The sequence below is a fragment of the Kitasatospora sp. GP82 genome (assembly GCF_029892105.1).
Taxonomy (GTDB): Bacteria; Actinomycetota; Actinomycetes; order Streptomycetales; family Streptomycetaceae; genus Kitasatospora.
In genome coordinates, this window is record NZ_JARZAJ010000018.1 from 78489 (window position 1) to 96184 (window position 17696).

Genomic DNA, 17696 nt, shown 5'->3' on the forward strand with positions numbered 1-17696 from the left:
AGTCCGGCGTGCGTCTCGCGGAGCGGACCGGCTTGCGCGCCGTCCGCGCTGCTCAGCGGGGTCGGTCCGGGCCGCTCCGAGCCGGTCTCAGACCAGCGGCGGGGCCAACCCGGCACCGATCGGCAGATTACGCACGACCATGAAAAGTACGAGAACCAGGGTCAGGAGAACCGCCCCGCGCAGGCCGATGCCGAACCGCGGTGCCCGGCCCCCCGTCAGCGCGGCCCAGCTCCAGCGCAGCCAGAGCACCCCCAGGAGCCCCGCCAGGAGCAGCACCAGCAGATTGTCGTGGCCCGCCGTGGTCAGATCCCCCCGGGTCAGCGCGTGCACACAGCGCAGACCGCCACAGCCCGGACACCACCAGCCGGTCGCCTGGAGCACCGGACAGGCCGGGTAGTGGCCCGGTGAGTTCGGATCCACGGCCGCGACGTACAGCGTCGGGAGACCGACGGCCACCAGAGCGGCCAGTGGTCGGCTCACCCGCCGCACCAGGGACGGCTGCGGTACGGACGGCTCGGGCTCCGCAGAAGTCGCGTTCACCCCGTCGATTCTGCCGTGCGGGCGCCGCCGTTCACCCGAGGCGCGAAGGGAGAACCCGCACAAGCGCGAACGGCGGGCGTGGTGCGCCCGCCGTTCGGTACTGCTGTCCGCTGCCCGGTGTCAGGACACTCAGGACACGGGGACGGAGACCGGAGTCGGCTCCTCGGCGTGCGCCTTGTGCAGGTGGTCGCCGGGCCGCCGGCCCATGCCCGCCATCGACATCGCCTTGCCGACCACGCCGCCGAGCAGAACAACCGCCAGGCCGACCCACACCAGCAGGACGTTGGGGAGGATCATGGCGACGCCGCTGACCGTGAAACCGAGGAAGGCGATGGTCACGCCGGTCCAGGCGGCGGGAGTGTGGCCGTGCGCTGCTGCCGACATTGATGGTGCTCCTTGAAATCTCCGGGGCCCGTCCGGATTGCCCAGGCGGCCCGGCGGGTTGACGTCATCCATTGTGCCGGGCCCGAATCGACGGACCCAAGCGGGGGCGGGAATCAGCCGGTGGGATCCTCGCCACGGTCGAGCGCCTGCCACAGCTCGGCCGGTGTCCCGGCGGCCTGCGGCGGCCTGCGCCCGGCCTTCGCCTTCCCGGCCGGGGCCTCGTAGCGGGCCCCCATCGCGGGCCAGTGCCGCCCGGACCGTACGGTCAGCAGCCCGGCCAGCGCCAGCAGCACACCACCGACCAGGGCCACCCAGGGCCAGGCGGTGTGACCAGGAGACCCGGCCTGCGCGCTCACCAGCGCCAGCTTGCGGGCCGCCTCCGCATCCAGTGCGGAGGTGTCCCGGGCACCGAGCGCGGAGCCGATCGCCACTCCGAGCCCGGCCAGCGTCGCCAGCAGCCCGACCACGATCCGCCCGCCCCCCCGGACGGCGAACACCGCCACGGCAGCGGCCATCGCCGCCAGCGTCAGTCCGCTGGGCAGACCCGAGATCGCACTGCCGGTGACCGAGATCTCCATCTTCGCCGGAAGCGTGCCCTCGGCCCAGGTCCGCCCCACGGCGGTCAGCACCAGAACGGCCCCCAGCGCGGTCAGCGACAGCATCAGCCCAAGGCTGCGCCGCCCGCCCTTGCGCTCGGCGGGGACGGACTCGGCAGGCTCGGGCGATGTAGTAGCACTCACCCGTCCACTATCCCTGACCGCTCACCGGCTCCGGTCGGGCGGGGTCCTCCGGGAACTCGCCCGTGTCCGGTCACCGGCCTGCGGCCCGCTCAACGCGGCGTACGCAGCGTGTTGGCCGTGGCGATGGCGCGCAGGACGGCGGCGGCCTTGTTGCGGCACTCGGTGTCCTCGCCCTCCGGGGTGGAGTCGGCGACCACGCCCGCGCCGGCCTGGACGTAGGCGGTGCCGTCGCGCAGGACGGCGGTGCGGATCGCGATCGCGGTGTCGGAGTCGCCCGCGAAGTCGAGGTAGCCGACGCAACCGCCGTACAGGCCGCGGCGGGTGGGCTCCAGCTCCTCGATGATCTGCATCGCCCGGGGCTTGGGGGCACCCGAGAGCGTCCCGGCCGGGAAGCAGGCGGTGAGCACGTCGAAGGCGGTCTTCCCCTCGGCCACCTTGCCGGTGACGGTGGAGACGATGTGCATGACGTGGCTGTAGCGCTCGATCGCCATGAAGTCGACCACCTCGACGCTGCCCGGCTCGCAGACCCGCCCGAGGTCGTTGCGGCCGAGGTCGACCAGCATCAGGTGCTCGGCCCGCTCCTTCGGGTCGGCGAGCAGCTCGGCGGCCAGCTCGGCGTCCTCGTGCGGGGTGGCGCCGCGGTGCCGCGTCCCGGCGATCGGGTGCAGCAGCGCCTCGCCGTCGGTCACCTTGACCAGCGCCTCGGGACTGGAGCCGACCACGTCGAAGCCGCCCTGCTCGGTGCCGTCGGGGCCGGGGAAGCGGAAGAGGTACATGTACGGGCTGGGGTTTGTGGTGCGCAGCACCCGGTAGACGTCGAGCGCGGCGGCCGGGCAGGGCGCCTCGAAGCGCTGGGAGACGACCACCTGGAACGCCTCACCGGCCCGGATCCGCTCCTTGATCTCCTCCACTGCCTCGCCGTACGGCTCGCCGCCGAACGGCGAGTGGGCGTCGACGGCGGTCGGGGTGAAGGTGGCAAGGCCGGAGGCGACCGGCCTGAGCAGATCGGCCTCCATCGCGTCGAGCCGCGCGACGGCGTCCGCGTAGGCCTCGTCCACGCCGCTGGCCAGGTCGTTGTGGTTGACCGCGTTGGCGATCAGCACCACCGAGCCGTCCCAGTGGTCGAGCACCGCCAGGTCGGTGGTGAGCAGCATGGTGAGCTCGGGGAGCTTCAGGTCGTCCGGGGTGCGGTTGGGCAGCTTCTCCAGGCGGCGGACGATGTCGTAGCCGAGGTAGCCGACCAGGCCGCCGGTCAGCGGCGGCAGGCCGTCGTCGGCGGAGCGGGGCGTGTGCAGCGCGGCGAGCGCGGCCCGCAGCACCTCCAGCGGGTCACCGCTGGTGGGGATGCCGACCGGCGGGGTGCCGTGCCAGCGGGCGTTGCCGTCCTGGTCCGCGGTGAGCGCGGCGGCACTGCGCACACCGACGAAGGAGTACCGGGACCAACTCCGGCCCTGCTCCGCCGATTCCAGCAGGAAGGTACCGGGGCGCTCGGCGGCCAGGCTGCGGTACAGCCCGATCGGCGTGAGCCCGTCCGCGAGGAGCCGGCGGGTGACCGGGATGACCCGGGTGTCTACGGCGAGCTTGCGGAAGAGCTCAAGGTCCATGGGGTTCGGCACCGTTCGTGAGCAGGGTCGGACGACGAAGGATCGGGGAAAGATTAGCGAGCGAGCGGCAGGACGTCGGTGTCGAAGCAGGTGCGCGTGCCGGTGTGGCAGGCCGCACCGACCTGGTCGACCTGCACCAGCAGGGTGTCGGCATCGCAGTCCAGCGCAACGGACTTGACGTGCTGGAAGTGGCCGGAGGTGTCACCCTTGACCCAGTACTCCTGACGGCTGCGGCTCCAGTACGTGCAGCGTCCCGTGGTGAGGGTGCGGTGCAGCGCCTCGTCGTCCATCCAGCCGAGCATCAGCACCTCGCCGGTGTCGTACTGCTGGGCGATGGCGGGGAGCAGGCCGTCGGGGGTGCGCTTGAGGCGGGCTGCGATGTCGGCGGCCAGAGCGGTGCTGCCGGGGGCGGCGGGTGAGGTGGACATACGGCCATTGTCTCAGCTCAGCGAACCCCTCAGGGGCAGGCGCGGACCCCTGCGGGCAGGCATGAACCCATAAGGGGCGCGGGGCCCTGAAAAGCTCACGCTTGCCCTGAAGGGTTCGCACCCGTCCCGGAGGGGTTGCCCGGCCTACGCCGGGCTTTCGCAGCCGTCCGGCCAGATCACCTGGACGAACAGGCCCGCGCGCTGCGCCGCTTCGACCACCCGCGCGGCTTCGCTGCCGGGCCGGCCGTCCCAGACCGCGATCAGTTCGTCGACCATCCCGACCAGCGCCCGGCAGGTGTCGTCCCCGAGGCCGCCGACCTCGACGGGGGCCAGCCGGTGGACGGCGTTGGCCTCGTTGAGCAACCGCCGTCCGGTGCGGCTGCTGCCAGGCCCGTTGAAGGCCCCGGCCCGTCCGGCACCGGCCGGGACGATCACCTCGACCTTCCCGCCGTGGTCGAGCACCGACTGCGCGAACCAGGTCTCGGGGCCCTCGGCGAGGCAGGTCACCCCGACCAGTTCGTAGGCCCCGTACTCCGTCACCAACTGCCACATCTCACCGCGGACGAGCATCTCCGAGAGGTCCGAGAGCCCTTCGTGCCCGATGATTCCGACTCGCATCAAACACCTCGTGATCCGGGCCGTGCCTGCGCCAGCGTATACCCGGAGGTGTCGGAGGTCTTCCGTCCCGACCGTTGTTGTCAATCTCCTGCCAACCGGCCGCCCACGCGGCCAGAATGTCTGCAAGCCAAGGGGGTTGAGGTGGAGCAGGGACCAATGGGGAGCATGTCACTGCCGGACGCACAGGTCCGCGGACGGCGGCGGTGGTGGCTCGCGCTGCTGGCCGTGGTCGTGGCGGCGGCGCTGGGCGGGCTGTTTCTGTGGCCGGAGCGGCAGAAGGTCGCACTGCCGCCCCCTCTGACGCCGACGCCCCGGAGTCCGTCGGCCAGCCCTACGAAGGTACTGCCGTACCCGTACTTCCTGCCGGGGACGTGCTTCGACCATCCGCAGCTGAGCAAGGTGATCACCAAGGCCGAGGAACGCCCGTGCGCCCAGGAGCACGACGGCGAGGCGATCGCCGACGTCCTGCTGCCGGAGGGGCTGACCAGCGACCTCACGATCGGCCGCAGCCTGCGCGAGCTGTGCCAGGCGCCGCTCGCCGACTGGGAGCAGCGGCAGGGCGGTGGCGGCCCGTACTACGGCTTTCCGATCGGGCCGTATCTGAAGTACTACCAGCAGGGCATGCGGGACGCGACGTGCACCATGACGGTGAGCAACCAGCAGGACGGCCGCAAGACGACCGGGCACTTCCGCTCGGCCGTCCCGGCCGACGGGTGAACACCCCGCGACGGCATAGGCTGTGGCCATGTCGAACCCTGCCCGTACGGAGCGTCAGCGGCTGGCCGAGCTGCTGACGGCTGCCGGCCCCGACGCCCCGACTCTGTGCGCGGGGTGGACGACCCGCGATCTGGCCGCGCACCTGGTGCTGCGGGAGCGGCGCGCGGATGCGGCGCCGGGGATCCGGGTGGCGGCCCTGGCCGGGTGGACGGCGAAGGTGCAGCAGGGCTACGCGGCGCGCCCTTACGAGGAGTTGGTGCAGCTCTTCAGCTCCGGGCCGCCGAGGCTGTCCCCGTTCGCGCTGCCGGGGGTGGACGAGGCGGCCAACACCGTCGAGTACTTCGTCCACGCCGAGGACGTCCGTCGAGCCAGCGACTGGCAACCACTGGACGTCCCGCCGGAGTTGGCCGCCGCTCTGTGGAAGCGCCTGCCGATGCTCACCCGCATGGAGGCCGCCCGCAAGACCCCGGTGCGCCTCTCGCTGCGCCGGCCGGGCACCGGCAGCCTGGAGTTCGGCCCCAAGGGCACCGACCTGGTCGAACTCACCGGCGAGCCGGGAGAGCTGGTGCTCTTCGCGTTCGGTCGCGGCGCCAGGACCACGCTCCGGGTGGACGGCCCCGAGCAGGCACTGGCAGCACTGGACGCAGCACTCCCCCTCCCCCGGGCCCTTTAGGGGCAAGCGCGAACTCTTCGGGGTCGGCCCTTGCCCCTGCAGGGGCTAGCGGACCGGGTGGCCGGCCTCGCGGAGGGCGTTCTTGACCTCGCCGATCCGCAGGTCGCCGAAGTGGAAGACGCTGGCGGCCAGCACGGCGTCGGCTCCGGCCTCGACGGCGGGGGCGAAGTCGGCCAGCTTGCCGGCACCGCCGGAGGCGATCACCGGGATCGAGACGGCCTTGCGGACGGCCCTGATGATCTCCAGGTCGTAGCCGTCCTTGGTGCCGTCCGCGTCCATCGAGTTGAGCAGGATCTCCCCGGCGCCCAGCTCGGCCGCGCGGCACGCCCATTCGACCGCGTCCAGGCCGGTGCCCTGGCGGCCGCCGTGGGTGGTGACCTCGAAGCCGGAGGCGGTCTCGGTGCCCTCGGGACAGCGGCGGGCGTCCACCGAGAGGACGAGCACCTGGCGGCCGAAGCGCTGGGCGATCTCGCGGATCAGCTCGGGGCGGGCGATGGCGGCGGTGTTGACGCCGATCTTGTCGGCCCCGGCCCGCAGCAGCTTGTCGACGTCCTCGACGGTGCGGATACCGCCGCCGACGGTGAGCGGGATGAAGACCTGCTCGGCGGTGCGGCGGACCACGTCGTAGGTGGTCTCCCGGTCGCCGGAGGAGGCGGTGATGTCGAGGAAGGTCAACTCGTCGGCGCCCTCGGCGTCGTAGAGCTTGGCCATCTCGACCGGGTCACCGGCGTCGCGCAGGTTCTGGAAGTTGACGCCCTTGACCACCCGGCCTGCGTCGACGTCCAGACAGGGGATGACACGTACTGCGAGGGTCACTGCTTGCCTTCCAAGGAGGTTGCGAGCCCGGGACGGTGGGCCTCGACTTCGACCTCGACCATCATCCGGGAGTCGATCAGGCCCTCCACCACGACCATGGTCGCCACCGGGCGGATCGCGTCGAAGAGCGTCTTGTGCGCCCGGCCGACCTCGTCGGAGTCCCGGACGTGGGTGATGTACATCCGGGTACGGATCACGTCCTGAGCCGAAAGGCCGTACCGGGCCAGGGCCTTGAACGCCACCCCGAAGGCGGCGAGGGTCTGGTGGTACGGATCGCCCTCGTGCTGGACCATCCCGTCGTCCCAGGCGGTGCTGCCTGCCACGAAGACGAAATCCCCGGCCGCGACGGCGCGGGCGAACCCGAACTCATCCTCCCAGGGGGAGGCGCCGGAGACCCTCAACGAACGTTGCGCGGCCGGGGTTTCGGTCATCGGGACACAGCCTCCAGGGCCTCTTCGAGGGTGAACTTCTGCTCGTAGAGGGCCTTGCCCACAATCGAGCCCTCGACACCTTCGGGCACCAGGGTGGCGATGGCGCGCAGGTCGTCGAGCGAGGACACCCCACCGGAGGCGACCACGGGCTTGTCGGTGGCGGCGCAGACGTTCCGCAGCAGCTCCAGGTTGGGGCCGGTCAGGGTGCCGTCGCGGTTGACGTCGGTGACCACGTAGCGGGCGCAGCCCTCGGAGTCGAGGCGGGCGAGCACCTCGAACAGGTCGCCGCCGTCGCGGGTCCAGCCGCGGCCGCGCAGGGTGGTGCCGACCACGTCCAGGCCGACGGCGATCTTGTCACCGTGCTCGGCGATGACCTTGGCGACCCACTCGGGGGACTCCAGGGCGGCGGTGCCGAGGTTGACCCGGGTGCAGCCGGTGGCGAGGGCGGCGGCGAGCGACTCGTCGTCGCGGATGCCGCCGGAGAGCTCGACCTTGATGTCGAGTGCGCCGGTGACCTCGCGCAGCAGCTCGCGGTTGCTGCCGGTGCCGAAGGCAGCGTCGAGGTCGACCAGGTGCAGCCACTCGGCACCGGCGCTCTGCCAGGCCAGTGCGGCGGCGAGCGGCTCGCCGAAGGAGGTCTCGGTGCCGGAGGCGCCCTTGACCAGCCTGACGGCCTGGCCGTCGCGGACGTCGACGGCGGGGAGGAGTTCGAGGCGGCTCATCGTGTGCAACTTTCGCGGCTTCGGAGGGTGCTGGCTCATCAGAGCGTGTCGACCCAGTTGGTCAGCAGGGCGGCGCCGGCGTCGCCGGACTTCTCGGGGTGGAACTGGGTGGCCCACAGCGGACCGTTCTCGACGGCGGCGACGAACGGCTGCCCATGGGTGGCCCAGGTGACCAGCGGGGCGTTGATCCGCTCGTTGGTGATCTCCAGCTCCCAGCGGCGCACCCCGTAGGAGTGCACGAAGTAGAACCGGGTGTCGGCATCCAGCCCTGCGAAGAGCCGGCTGCCCTCGGGGGCGTCCACGGTGTTCCAGCCCATGTGCGGAACGATCGGCGCGTCCAGCGGCTCGACGGTGCCGGGCCACTCGTCGCAGCCGGCGGTCTCCACTCCGTGCTCGACCCCGCGCTCGAAGAGGATCTGCATCCCGACACAGATGCCGAGCACCGGACGGCCACCGGCGAGGCGACGCCCGATGATCTGCTCGCCGCGCACCGCCTTCAGCCCGCGCATGCACGCTTCGAAGGCGCCGACACCGGGGACGAGCAGGCCGTCCGCGTCCAGGGCCTGCTGGAAGTCGGAGGTCACGGTGACGTTGGCGCCGGTGCGCTCGACCGCGCGCTGGGCGGAGCGGAGATTGCCGGAGCCGTAGTCCAGCACCACAACATTCTTGGACATGTCAGTCTTCCGGGTCTCTAGAGGCGCATGACGCCGGAGACGAGGCACAGCACGGCTCCGATGGCGAGTACGGCGATGACGCCCTTGGGCAGCTTCTGCTTCCAGAAGGAGATCACTCCGCCGGACAGGAAGAGCCCGGCGATGATCAGCAGCGTGGCGGACTTGCTCACAGCGCACCCTTGGTCGAGGGAAGAATGCCTGCCGCACGCGGGTCGTGCTCGCAGGCGTACCGCAGAGCGCGGGCGAGTGCCTTGAACTGGCACTCCACGATGTGGTGGGCGTTGCGCCCGTACGGGACGTGGACGTGCAGCGCGATCTGGGCCTGGGCGACGAAGGACTCGAGTATGTGCCGGGTCATCGTCGTGTCGAAGGTGCCGATCATCGGCGCCATGCCCTCGGGCTCGGTGTGCACCAGGTACGGGCGGCCGGAGAGGTCCACGGTGACCTGGGCGAGCGACTCGTCCAGCGGCACGGTGCAGTTGCCGAAGCGGTAGATGCCGACCTTGTCGCCGAGCGCCTGCTTGAAGGCGGCGCCCAGCGCGAGGGCGGTGTCCTCGATGGTGTGGTGGGTGTCGATGTGCAGGTCGCCGTCGGTCTTCACGGTGAGGTCGAAGAGACCGTGGCGGCCCAGCTGGTCGAGCATGTGGTCGTAGAACCCGACGCCCGTGGAGATGTCGGTCCTTCCGGTGCCGTCGAGATCGATCTCGACCAGGACCGAGGTCTCCTTGGTGGTGCGCTCAACGCGGCCGATACGGGACATTCGGGGTTACAGCTCCTGACTGGCTGCGCGCGCGAGGCGCGCTCCTGCAAGGGTGGGCGACGGGACGGCGATGCGGACGGCGTCCAGGAAGGCGTCGTTCTCGGCGGGGGTGCCGGCGGTGACACGCAGCCACCCGGGGACACCGTTGTCACGGACCAGGACGCCCTGGTCGAGGATCGCCTGCCAGACCGCGTGGGTGTCGGCGAAGCGGCCGAACTGGATGAAGTTGGCGTCGGAGTCGGTGACTTCGAGGCCGAGTTCGCGCAGGGCGTCGACCAGGCGGTCCCGCTCGGCCTTGAGCTGCTCGACATACCCCAGCAGGGTGTCGGTGTGCTCCAGGCAGGCCAGCGCGGTGGCCTGGGTGACGGCCGACAGGTGGTACGGCAGCCTGACCAGCTGCACCGCGTCCACCACGGCCGCGTCCGCGGCCAGGTAGCCCAGGCGCAGACCCGCCGCGCCGAAGGCCTTGGACATGGTGCGGCTGATCACCAGGTTGGGACGGCCCTGGAGCAGCGGCAGCAGCGAGGCGCGGTGCGAGAACTCGACGTACGCCTCGTCCACGACCACCAGGCTCGGCCTGGCGGCCTGCGCGGCCTCGTACAGGGCGAGGACGGTTTCGGCGGCGACCGCGGTGCCCGTCGGGTTGTTCGGCGAGCAGATGAACACCACGTGGGGGCGGTGCTCGGCGATGACCCGGGTGGCCTCCTCGACGTCGATGGTGAAGTCGTCACGGCGCGGGCCGGAGATCCAGGCGGTGCCGGTACCACGGGAGATGAGCGCGTGCATCGAGTACGAGGGCTCGAAGCCGAGCGCGCTGCGGCCGGGGCCGCCGAAGGTCTGGAGCAGCTGCTGGAGGATCTCGTTGGAGCCGTTGGCGGCCCAGACCTGCTCGCGGCTGCGCGCGAATCCGGTGGTCCGGGTCAGGTAGGCGGCCAGGCCCTCGCGCAGCTCGACGGCGTCCCGGTCGGGGTACCGGTTGAGGTTGCGGGCGGCCTCGGCGACGCGCTCGGCGATCCGGGCGACCAGCGGCTCGGGCAGCGGGTACGGGTTCTCGTTGGTGTTCAGCTGGACGGGCACGTCCAACTGCGGTGCACCGTACGGGGACTGGCCGCGCAGCTCGTCGCGGATGGGAAGGTCGTCGATCTTCACGAGCCGGGCACCGTCCAGTCGAAGCGGGCGCGGATGGCGTCGCCGTGGCCGGGCAGGTCCTCGGCGTTGGCAAGGTTGACCACGTGCGCGGCCACGTCGGCGAGTGCCTCGCGCGAGTAGTCCACGACGTGGATGCCGCGCAGGAAGGACTGCACCGAGAGACCGGAGGAGTGGCAGGCGCAACCGCCGGTCGGCAGCACGTGGTTGGAGCCGGCCGCGTAGTCGCCGAGCGAGACCGGCGCGTACGGGCCGATGAAGACGGCGCCCGCGTTGCGCACCCGGGCGGCGACCGCGCGGGCGTCGCGGGTCTGGATCTCCAGGTGCTCGGCGCCGTAGGCGTTGACCACGGCCAGGCCCTGCTCGATGTCGTCCACCAGCACGATGCCGGACTGCCTGCCGCCGAGCGCGGTGGTGACCCGCTCGCGGTGCTTGGTGTCGGCGACCTGGGTCTTCAGCTCGGCCTCGACCGCCTCGGCCAGCACCAGGGAGTCGGTGACCAGCACGGAGGCGGCCATCGGGTCGTGCTCGGCCTGGCTGATCAGGTCGGCGGCGACGTCGCGCGGCGAGGCGCTGTCGTCCGCGAGAACGGCGATCTCGGTCGGGCCCGCCTCGGCGTCGATACCGATCCGGCCCTTGAGCAGGCGCTTGGCGGCGGCGACGTAGATGTTGCCGGGGCCGGTCACCAGGTTGACGGGCGCGCACTCCTCGGTGCCGTACGCGAACATCGCGATCGCCTGGGCGCCGCCGGCCGCGTACACCTCGGTGACGCCGAGCAGCGCGCAGGCCGCCAGGATCGTCGGGTGCACCGACCCGCCGCACTCCTTCTGCGGCGGCGAGGTCACGGCGATGCCCGCGACACCGGCCTCCTGGGCCGGGACGACGTTCATCACCACCGAGGACGGGTAGACCGCCAGGCCGCCGGGCACGTACAGGCCGACCCGGTCGACCGGCACCCACCGCTCGGTGACCGTGCCGCCAGGCACCACCTGGGTGGTGTGGTCAGTGCGCCGCTGTTCGCGGTGGACCAGGCGGGCACGGCGGATGGACTCCTCCAGTGCGGCCCGCACCTTCGGATCCAGGCCCGCAAGGGCGGCGTCGATCTGCGCCTGCGCGACCCGGGTGGTCTCCAGCGTGACGCCGTCGAAGCGTTCGGTGATCTCGATCAGCGCCGTGACACCGCGATGGCGTACGTCCTCGCAGATCGGCCGCACCTTCTCCAGGGCGGCCTCCACGTCGAACTCGGCACGGGGCAGCACGTCACGCAGGTCCGAAGAGGAGCCGCGCAGGTCGATTCGAGAGATCACAGAGCCAAGTGTAAGGAGTGGCCAGAAGTAGCAGCCGCGCATTCCAGTCCGTGATACGAAAAGCGAGACGGCGAAACACCTGGGGGAATACGTGGCGGAGCGGGCACCGAGCGACTGGACACCGGTCGAACAGGACCTCTGGAGGGCCTTCAGACACGGCGAGGTGCACCACCTCGGGGACGACATCGGCGACGAGGATCCGGGCCCCGAGCGCACCCTGCGCGCCGAGGTACTCGCCACCCTTTTGCTCGACGCACCCGAACCCGCCCCCGGGCGCGTCGCCAGCCTGAAGATCACCGGCGCGTACATCAGCGGGGCACTGCTGCTCGCGGGCGGCACCATCGAGCACTACGTCGAGCTGCACCACTGCCGCTTCGAGCAGAAAATCCTCATTTCCGAGGCCCGCGCGAGCACCCTGCGGCTGATCGACTGCCTGATACCCAGGCTCGAGGCCTCCCGGCTCGCCACCGAGGGCGACCTGCACCTCGCCCGCTGCACCATCCCCCAGGGCATCCGGCTCACCGATGCCAAGATCGGCACCGATCTGCTGCTCAACCAGGCCACCATCGGCGCCGACCGCCACGGCCGGGCACTGGCCGCCGACGGGCTCGCCGTCCACCAGGACCTGGAGGCCGAGCGGATCACCTGCCACGGCGAGATCAGCATGCGCACCGGTCGGATCGGCGGCCGGCTCTCCTTCCGCGGCGCCCAGCTGCACGCCGCCCGCCCCGACGGCTACTGCCTCAACCTCGCCCATATCTCCGTCGGCAACACCCTCTACCTCGGCGGCTCGCTGGACGGCGGCTGGGCCGACTCCAGGACGATCTACGGCGACGGCTACGGTGCCCCGATCCCGCCCGGCACCCCGAGCACCCCGCTGCGCGCCTACGGCGGGGTCCGGCTGGTGGACGGGCGGTTCGACAACGCCTGCCTGATCACCAACGCCGAGTTCCACCTCACCGCCGACCAGGAGCTCTCGCTCCGCCGCATCCAGACCCCCGAGCTGCGGATCACCTGCCGCACCCCGCCCGACGGCCGTCTCTCGCTCTCCCGCGCCCGGGTCGGCAACCTGGTCGACGCCCCGGACGCCTGGCCCCGCGACGGCGACGTGGACCTCGACGGCTTCACCTACGAGTCGCTGCGCCCCGCCGAGCCGTTCACCGTCCAGCAGCGGATCGCCTGGCTGGAGGACTCCCTGGGCGAGTTCCAGCCCGAGCCCTACGAACAACTGGCCACCGCGCTGCGCCGGGACGGCCGGGACGAGGACGCCCGCGAGGTCCAGTACGCCAAGCAGCGCCGCCGCCGCTCCACCCTCCCGCTGCCGGGACGGATCTGGGGCCGCCTCCAGGACGCCACCGTCGGCTACGGCTACCGGCCGGGACGGGCGGCCCTCTGGCTGGTCGCCGCCTGGGCGGTCGGCACCGCGTACTTCAGCGCCCACCACCCGGCACCGCTGAAGGCCGACGAACGGCCCACCTGGAACCCCGCCCTGTACGCACTCAGCAAGGTGCTCCCGGTGGTCGACCTGAGCCAGGACGGCTGGAACCCGGACCGGGCCGGGCAGTGGGTCGTCGCCGCGCTGGTGGTCTCGGGCTGGGTCCTGGCCACCACCGTGGTCGCGGGTGCGACCAGGATGCTCCAGCGCGGCTGACGGGCCGTCGGCCGGCTGCGCGGGTGCACGGCTGATCACCTGCCCGGGAACGCCTCGTACCGAAAGGCCGGAGCGCGGCGGGCCGTCGGACAACTAGTCTGTCCGCCGTGACTGAACGGCTCCCGCTCTTCCCGCTCAACACGGTCCTCTACCCGGGACTCGTGATGCCGCTGCGCGTCTTCGAGGACCGCTACCGGCGGCTGGTCGGCGACCTGCTGGCCCAGCCCGAGGACCCGCCGCGCCGGTTCGGGGTGGTGGCGATCAAGGACGGGCGGGAAGTCGCGCCGGTCCGCGAGAACGACGGCCCGGTCGGCCCGCTGGACGGCCTCGGCACGGTGACCGGCGAGCCGAAGGAGGCGCTCTACGAGGTCGGCTGCGTCGCCTCGATCGCCTCCGTCAAGGAGCTCCCCGACGGCCAGTACGAACTGCTGGTCACCGGGACCACCCGGTTCCGGCTGCACCACGTGGACGCCACGGGGCCGTACCTGGTCGGCGAGACCGAGCCGATCGAGGAGCGGGCGGGCGACGGTGCCGGAGCTCTCGCGGCAGGCGTCGAACGGGCGTTCCTGACCTACCGCAAGCGGCTGGCGGGCGCCAGGGAGGCCAGCCTGGCCGGGGAACAGGGACTGCCCGACGACCCGCAGGTGCTCTCCTACCTGGTCGCGGCGGCCTCGGTACTGCCCGCACCGGTCAAGCAGGAGCTGCTCGCCTGCCCCGACACCGCACAGCGCCTCACGACCGAACTCGAACTGCTGCGCAGGGAGAGCGCGTTGCTCGCCTGGCTGCCCTCGCTGCCCGCGACGGATCTGACCCGGCAGGCGTTCAGCCCGAACTGACCGAACCGAGAGGGACAGCTTTGGCGAAGAAGGCGAAGGGCGGCGGCGCGAAGAACGGCCAGGGCACGCCCGCGACGGTCGCGCTCCAGGCCGCGGGGGTGCCCTTCACCGTGCACGCGTACGAGCACGACCCGGCCGCCGCCTCCTACGGCGGCGAGGCCGCCGAGGCGCTCGGAGTCGACCGCGCACGGGTGTTCAAGACTCTGGTCGCGGACGTGGACGGCACCCTGACGGTCGGCGTCGTCCCGGTCTCCGGACAGCTCGACCTCAAGGCGCTGGCCGCGGCCGTCGGCGGCAAGCGGGCAGCGATGGCCGACCCGGCGGCCGCCGAGCGCAGCAGCGGCTACGTCCTGGGCGGGATCTCGCCCCTCGGGCAGCGGCGGCCGCTGCGCACGGTGCTGGACGCAAGCGCGCTGGACCACCCGACGGTGTACGTCTCGGCAGGCCGACGCGGCCTGGAGGTCGAACTGGCGCCCGCCGATCTGGCGGCCCTCACCAAGGCCCGCACCGCGCCGATCGGCCGCTGAGGCACTTCCCGGGGCAACGGGGAACGCCGGATCGGCTGCGAACCCGTCAGGCAGGCGGGACGGGGCCGTGCTCGGGACGGAGGCTCTGGTCAGGGCCGTCCGTGCCCGGCACTCCGTCGCCCTGCTCCCGGTCGGCGGCCGGTGCCTCGGCGTCCGGGGCCGCTGCCTCATCCCCCTGCGGAGCCGGGTGCTCGGGCACCGGGGGGACACTTCCGCCCTCGGGGGCCGGCCACGGCGTGCCTGCCCAGTACGGCGGCGGGTCCTCCTCGCGCTTGCCGAGGGCCGCCGAGAGGATCAGCAGGAGCACCAGGGCCGCCATCGGCCACACCAGCAGTGCCCCCCGCGCCCCGAGGTCGATGGCGGAGCTGAACTCCACGCCCTTGCCCGCCGCCTTGGCGTTCGCGATCACATCCGTGCTCGGCCCGAGCCGCACCCCCAGCTGCCAGGCGACCAGCGAACCGGCCAGCCCGCCCAACCCGAGACCGGCCGCCACCGCGATACCGCCACCACGCTGCCTGGTCAGCAGGAAGGCCACCAGCGCGGAGAGCAGCCCGGCACCCAGCCCGAGCAGGGCGAAGACACCGTCCGCTCCGGCCCGCTGCTCGCCCTCGGGGTCGACGTACCGGATGGCGTCGCTGGTCGCGACGAGCATCACGCGAGGCGCCAGCCAGAGCCAGAGCAGGCCGACCACGACGCCGAGCAGCACACCGGCCACCGTCAGCAGCGCGCCGATCCGCAGCTCGGGCAGCAGCGGCTGCCGTTCGCGCGGGGGCTTTTGGAGGTACGGATCGACTGCGTACGGATCGGCGGCGGGCATCGGCTCGGCGCCCGGACCCGCAGGGGTGTTCGGTACGGTCACCGGCCCATCGTTTCACGACTCGCCGCATCCGCACGGGTCAGCCCTGCGCCCGGCCGGTCCGACGGGCCTTCGGCACACGGTCGGCCATGCACCGTCCGGGCGCGCGGGGCGGCGTCTGCGGAAGGATCCGACGGTGCCCGCGCAGCGGCCCGCTCAGCGCGTGGTCGCCCGGCGGTAGGCCCAGGTGGCCACGGTCAGCGAGGCGAGGCCGACCACCGCGCAGACCGTCAGGTCCCCGGCCACCGCCGCCCAGTCGGGCCCTGCCTCGAACGTCCGGGCGAAGGCCTCGACCCCGTACGTCGAGGGCAGCAGATCGCGCAGCCAGCGGACGGCCTGCGGCAGGTGGTCCACCGGCAGGACGCCCAGCAGCAGCGCGGCGGACATCCCGAGCTGCCCCAGCAGTGTGGCGATCTCCTGGCGGGGCGCGAGCAGGCCGCAGGCCGCGCCGAGCCCGGAGAGCGCGGCGCCGGCCAGCGGTACGACGGCCAGCAGCACCCACAGGTTCGTCAGCGGCAGCGCGAACATCACCGCCCCCACGGCAGCCGTCACCAGGGCGCCGGGCACGGTGAACGAGGCGTACGCGGCGGCCGTCCCGAGCACCACGGCGGCGGGCGGCACGGGCAGGGTCGCGTAGTAGTCGAGCCCACCGGTCGCGCGGAGCCTGCCGAAGTACTGGGCGAGCAGGTTGAGCGCCACAAAGGCCACCACCAGCACGCTGGAACCGGCCACCACGGCGTACGCGGCCGAGTTGGCACCGGGGTCCACCACTCCGCGCATCATCACCAGGATGCCGAGCGACTGGAAGGTGGCCACGAAGAGCAGCGGGATCCGCGCCACCCGGGCACGGGCCAGCTGGGCCCGGTAGACGGCGGCCAGCGAGGGCAGAAACCGCGCGGCAGGCGCGAGCGGCACGGCGGCCTGGGCCACCGCAACCGGACGGTCGAGCAGGGTCACCGGTCCACCTCGGAGAGAGAAAAGATCGTCACTCGGTCGACACGGGCGGAGTCGGCCCGGGCACGCCGGACGGCGCCCCCGGGCCCGTCCCCGCGAGAGCCACGACCGGGGCCCGCCGCATCCGGTCGGCGCGACTTGCCCTCGAACCCGCCCGCGCACACCGTGCGCCGGCGGGCCGGGCCACTCGACCTCACTTGGCCAGCCCCCCGCCACTGCCGCCCAGCTTGAGGTAGGCGTCCTCCAGGCTGGGCGTGGCCAGGGTGAAGTCGTCGAGAGCCGCGAAGGCAGGGCCCGTGGTGACGGCGGCGACCAGCTCGCGGGCCTGCTCGGGGGTGGTGCGGACGGTCCAGCGGCGGCCGGTGCGCTCGGCCTGTTCGGCGAGTCGCGCGACGGCGGGGACCTCGACGGGGGCCTCCGTCCGCCACACCAGGTCGAGCCGGACGTTGCCGTCGACCAGGGCCTTCAGGCCGCCGGGGGTGTCGCAGGCGATGACCTTACCCCGGTCCACCACGGCGACCCGGTCGAGGACGGTCTCCGCCTCGATGACGTTGTGGGTGACCAGCAGCACCGTGGTGCCGCGCTCGGCGCGACGGCGGTCCACCGCCGCCCAGACGGCGCGGCGGGCGACGGGGTCCATCCCGGTGGTGGGCTCGTCCAGGACGAGCAGCGGCCGCTCCCCCACCAGCGTGGCGGCGAAGCAGGCGAGGCGGCGCTGACCGCCGGAGAGCTTGGCGAGCGGACGCTCGGCGAGTGGTTCGAGGCCGAGTTCGGCCAGCACGTCGGCGGACTCGCTGCGGGCCTGGGCCCGCGTGAGGCCGCGCAGGCGCCCGGTGGTCTCGGCGGCGAGGGCGACGGTCAGCTCGTCCAGCGCGGTGGACTCCTGCCCGAGGTAGGCGAGCAGCCGGGCGGCCCGTTCGGGGTGGCGGACGATGTCGTGGCCGAGGATGTGCACACTGCCCCGGTCGGGGCGGAGCAGCCCGGTGAGCTGCCGGACCAGGGTGGACTTGCCGGCGCCGTTCGGACCGAGCAGACCGAAGACCTCGCCGCGCCTGATGTCCAGGTCGATGCCGTCGTTGGCCCGGATCTCGCCGGTTGCACCGCCCTCGACGGCCCCGTCGACAGCGCCGCTCCCGGCAGCTGTCCGGCTGCGGCCCCGGCCGGTGCCTCGGCCGGAGCTGCGGTAGGTCTTGGCAAGGTCTCGTACGGTGCAGCACTGCCCGGCGTCAGGCCCGGGACCGCCGAGGTCGCCTTGCGGCATGGCCTGCGGTGCCAGCCGGTCGGTGTCGCTCACGGTCGAAGACTCTACGCG

22 protein-coding genes are annotated in these 17696 nt (G+C 72.5%); 5 read left to right on the top strand and 17 right to left on the bottom strand.

The window, feature by feature from the left end; translation table 11 throughout:
* Positions 1-87 precede the first annotated feature (87 nt).
* From P3T39_RS20485 to P3T39_RS20510, 6 genes are all read right to left on the bottom strand, one after another.
* Entirely contained in the window at positions 88-540 is a 453-nt protein-coding gene (locus tag P3T39_RS20485; protein WP_280699838.1) for a DUF2752 domain-containing protein, read from the bottom strand.
* A 129-nt stretch (positions 541-669) separates the two neighbouring features.
* Positions 670-924: an HGxxPAAW family protein gene (locus P3T39_RS20490; RefSeq protein WP_280699839.1), complete on the bottom strand. Its 255-nt coding sequence runs from the start codon at positions 922-924 to the stop codon at positions 670-672.
* Between the two features lie 113 nt (positions 925-1037).
* Complete coding sequence (locus P3T39_RS20495) at positions 1038-1664, bottom strand: TIGR02234 family membrane protein (protein ID WP_280699842.1); 627 nt, start codon at positions 1662-1664, stop codon at positions 1038-1040.
* An 89-nt stretch (positions 1665-1753) separates the two neighbouring features.
* Positions 1754-3268 carry an anthranilate synthase component I gene (locus P3T39_RS20500; RefSeq protein WP_280699844.1) on the bottom strand — a complete coding sequence of 505 codons (1515 nt, stop codon included), beginning with the start codon at positions 3266-3268 and terminating at the stop codon, positions 1754-1756.
* Between the two features lie 53 nt (positions 3269-3321).
* Positions 3322-3696, bottom strand: coding sequence for a phosphoribosyl-AMP cyclohydrolase (gene hisI, locus P3T39_RS20505; RefSeq protein WP_280699846.1), 375 nt, complete (start codon positions 3694-3696; stop codon positions 3322-3324).
* 144 nt (positions 3697-3840) lie between these two features.
* Positions 3841-4314, bottom strand: coding sequence for a hypothetical protein (locus P3T39_RS20510; RefSeq protein ID WP_280699848.1), 474 nt, complete (start codon positions 4312-4314; stop codon positions 3841-3843).
* A gap of 165 nt (positions 4315-4479) precedes the next feature.
* Here P3T39_RS20510 and P3T39_RS20515 point away from each other — a divergent pair, with 165 nt between their 5' ends.
* Together P3T39_RS20515 and P3T39_RS20520 are read left to right on the top strand one after the other, a co-directional pair.
* Positions 4480-5031, top strand: coding sequence for a hypothetical protein (locus P3T39_RS20515; RefSeq protein ID WP_280699850.1), 552 nt, complete (start codon positions 4480-4482; stop codon positions 5029-5031).
* 28 nt (positions 5032-5059) lie between these two features.
* Positions 5060-5704 carry a TIGR03085 family metal-binding protein gene (locus P3T39_RS20520; protein WP_280699852.1) on the top strand — a complete coding sequence of 215 codons (645 nt, stop codon included), beginning with the start codon at positions 5060-5062 and terminating at the stop codon, positions 5702-5704.
* Positions 5705-5749: 45 nt separating this feature from the next.
* Here P3T39_RS20520 and hisF read toward each other — a convergent pair whose 3' ends face one another.
* The 8 genes from hisF to hisD are packed head-to-tail and all read right to left on the bottom strand — an operon-like array spanning position 5750 to position 11560.
* Positions 5750-6520 carry an imidazole glycerol phosphate synthase subunit HisF gene (gene hisF / locus P3T39_RS20525; protein WP_280699854.1) on the bottom strand — a complete coding sequence of 257 codons (771 nt, stop codon included), beginning with the start codon at positions 6518-6520 and terminating at the stop codon, positions 5750-5752.
* The gene (locus tag P3T39_RS20530) at positions 6517-6951 is read right to left on the bottom strand and encodes a RidA family protein (RefSeq protein WP_280699857.1); all 435 of its coding nucleotides are present in this window, start codon (positions 6949-6951) and stop codon (positions 6517-6519) included. Before P3T39_RS20530 ends, hisF begins: the two co-directional genes overlap by 4 nt.
* Positions 6948-7673 (bottom strand): bifunctional 1-(5-phosphoribosyl)-5-((5-phosphoribosylamino)methylideneamino)imidazole-4-carboxamide isomerase/phosphoribosylanthranilate isomerase PriA, encoded by a 726-nt coding sequence (gene priA, locus P3T39_RS20535; RefSeq protein WP_280699860.1) that lies wholly within the window; start codon positions 7671-7673, stop codon positions 6948-6950. Before priA ends, P3T39_RS20530 begins: the two co-directional genes overlap by 4 nt.
* 38 nt (positions 7674-7711) lie before the next feature.
* The gene (gene hisH, locus P3T39_RS20540; RefSeq protein ID WP_280699862.1) at positions 7712-8347 is read right to left on the bottom strand and encodes an imidazole glycerol phosphate synthase subunit HisH; all 636 of its coding nucleotides are present in this window, start codon (positions 8345-8347) and stop codon (positions 7712-7714) included.
* A gap of 17 nt (positions 8348-8364) precedes the next feature.
* Positions 8365-8517, bottom strand: a complete 153-nt coding sequence (locus P3T39_RS20545; RefSeq protein WP_280699864.1) for a hypothetical protein — start codon at positions 8515-8517, stop codon at positions 8365-8367.
* Positions 8514-9107, bottom strand: coding sequence for an imidazoleglycerol-phosphate dehydratase HisB (gene hisB / locus P3T39_RS20550; protein WP_280699870.1), 594 nt, complete (start codon positions 9105-9107; stop codon positions 8514-8516). The genes P3T39_RS20545 and hisB overlap by 4 nt, the downstream gene beginning before the upstream one ends.
* Positions 9108-9113: 6 nt before the next feature.
* Positions 9114-10256 carry a histidinol-phosphate transaminase gene (locus P3T39_RS20555; RefSeq protein WP_280699872.1) on the bottom strand — a complete coding sequence of 381 codons (1143 nt, stop codon included), beginning with the start codon at positions 10254-10256 and terminating at the stop codon, positions 9114-9116.
* Positions 10253-11560, bottom strand: a complete 1308-nt coding sequence (gene hisD / locus P3T39_RS20560) for a histidinol dehydrogenase (protein ID WP_280699874.1) — start codon at positions 11558-11560, stop codon at positions 10253-10255. Before hisD ends, P3T39_RS20555 begins: the two co-directional genes overlap by 4 nt.
* Before the next feature lie 91 nt (positions 11561-11651).
* Here hisD and P3T39_RS20565 point away from each other — a divergent pair, with 91 nt between their 5' ends.
* From P3T39_RS20565 to ybaK, 3 genes are all read left to right on the top strand, one after another.
* Positions 11652-13211 carry an oxidoreductase gene (locus P3T39_RS20565; RefSeq protein ID WP_280699877.1) on the top strand — a complete coding sequence of 520 codons (1560 nt, stop codon included), beginning with the start codon at positions 11652-11654 and terminating at the stop codon, positions 13209-13211.
* 107 nt (positions 13212-13318) lie between these two features.
* Entirely contained in the window at positions 13319-14047 is a 729-nt protein-coding gene (locus P3T39_RS20570) for an LON peptidase substrate-binding domain-containing protein (protein WP_280699879.1), read from the top strand.
* Between the two features lie 20 nt (positions 14048-14067).
* A complete protein-coding gene (ybaK, locus tag P3T39_RS20575; protein WP_280699881.1) occupies positions 14068-14574 on the top strand; it encodes a Cys-tRNA(Pro) deacylase in 507 nt (168 codons plus the stop codon).
* A gap of 46 nt (positions 14575-14620) precedes the next feature.
* On the opposite strand, the gene P3T39_RS20580 is transcribed toward ybaK, so the two are convergent.
* The 3 genes from P3T39_RS20580 to P3T39_RS20590 form a co-directional block, all read right to left on the bottom strand.
* Complete coding sequence (locus P3T39_RS20580; protein ID WP_280699883.1) at positions 14621-15433, bottom strand: hypothetical protein; 813 nt, start codon at positions 15431-15433, stop codon at positions 14621-14623.
* Positions 15434-15586: 153 nt separating this feature from the next.
* On the bottom strand, positions 15587-16387 hold the full coding sequence (locus tag P3T39_RS20585; protein WP_280699885.1) for an ABC transporter permease: 801 nt from the start codon (positions 16385-16387) through the stop codon (positions 15587-15589).
* 190 nt (positions 16388-16577) lie between these two features.
* A complete protein-coding gene (locus P3T39_RS20590) occupies positions 16578-17678 on the bottom strand; it encodes an ABC transporter ATP-binding protein (protein ID WP_280699887.1) in 1101 nt (366 codons plus the stop codon).
* Positions 17679-17696 lie beyond the last annotated feature (18 nt).

Excerpts from the sequence above, each read along its gene's own strand:
- P3T39_RS20490 (WP_280699839.1), bottom strand. The coding sequence starts at position 924 with ATGTCGGCAGCAGCGCACGGCCACACTCCCGCCGCCTGGACCGGCGTG.
- P3T39_RS20500 (WP_280699844.1), bottom strand. The coding sequence starts at position 3,268 with ATGGACCTTGAGCTCTTCCGCAAGCTCGCCGTAGACACCCGGGTCATC.
- hisI (WP_280699846.1), bottom strand. The coding sequence starts at position 3,696 with ATGTCCACCTCACCCGCCGCCCCCGGCAGCACCGCTCTGGCCGCCGAC.
- P3T39_RS20510 (WP_280699848.1), bottom strand. The coding sequence starts at position 4,314 with ATGCGAGTCGGAATCATCGGGCACGAAGGGCTCTCGGACCTCTCGGAG.
- P3T39_RS20515 (WP_280699850.1), top strand. The coding sequence starts at position 4,480 with ATGTCACTGCCGGACGCACAGGTCCGCGGACGGCGGCGGTGGTGGCTC.
- P3T39_RS20520 (WP_280699852.1), top strand. The coding sequence starts at position 5,060 with ATGTCGAACCCTGCCCGTACGGAGCGTCAGCGGCTGGCCGAGCTGCTG.
- P3T39_RS20530 (WP_280699857.1), bottom strand. The coding sequence starts at position 6,951 with ATGACCGAAACCCCGGCCGCGCAACGTTCGTTGAGGGTCTCCGGCGCC.
- priA (WP_280699860.1), bottom strand. The coding sequence starts at position 7,673 with ATGAGCCGCCTCGAACTCCTCCCCGCCGTCGACGTCCGCGACGGCCAG.
- hisH (WP_280699862.1), bottom strand. The coding sequence starts at position 8,347 with ATGTCCAAGAATGTTGTGGTGCTGGACTACGGCTCCGGCAATCTCCGC.
- hisB (WP_280699870.1), bottom strand. The coding sequence starts at position 9,107 with ATGTCCCGTATCGGCCGCGTTGAGCGCACCACCAAGGAGACCTCGGTC.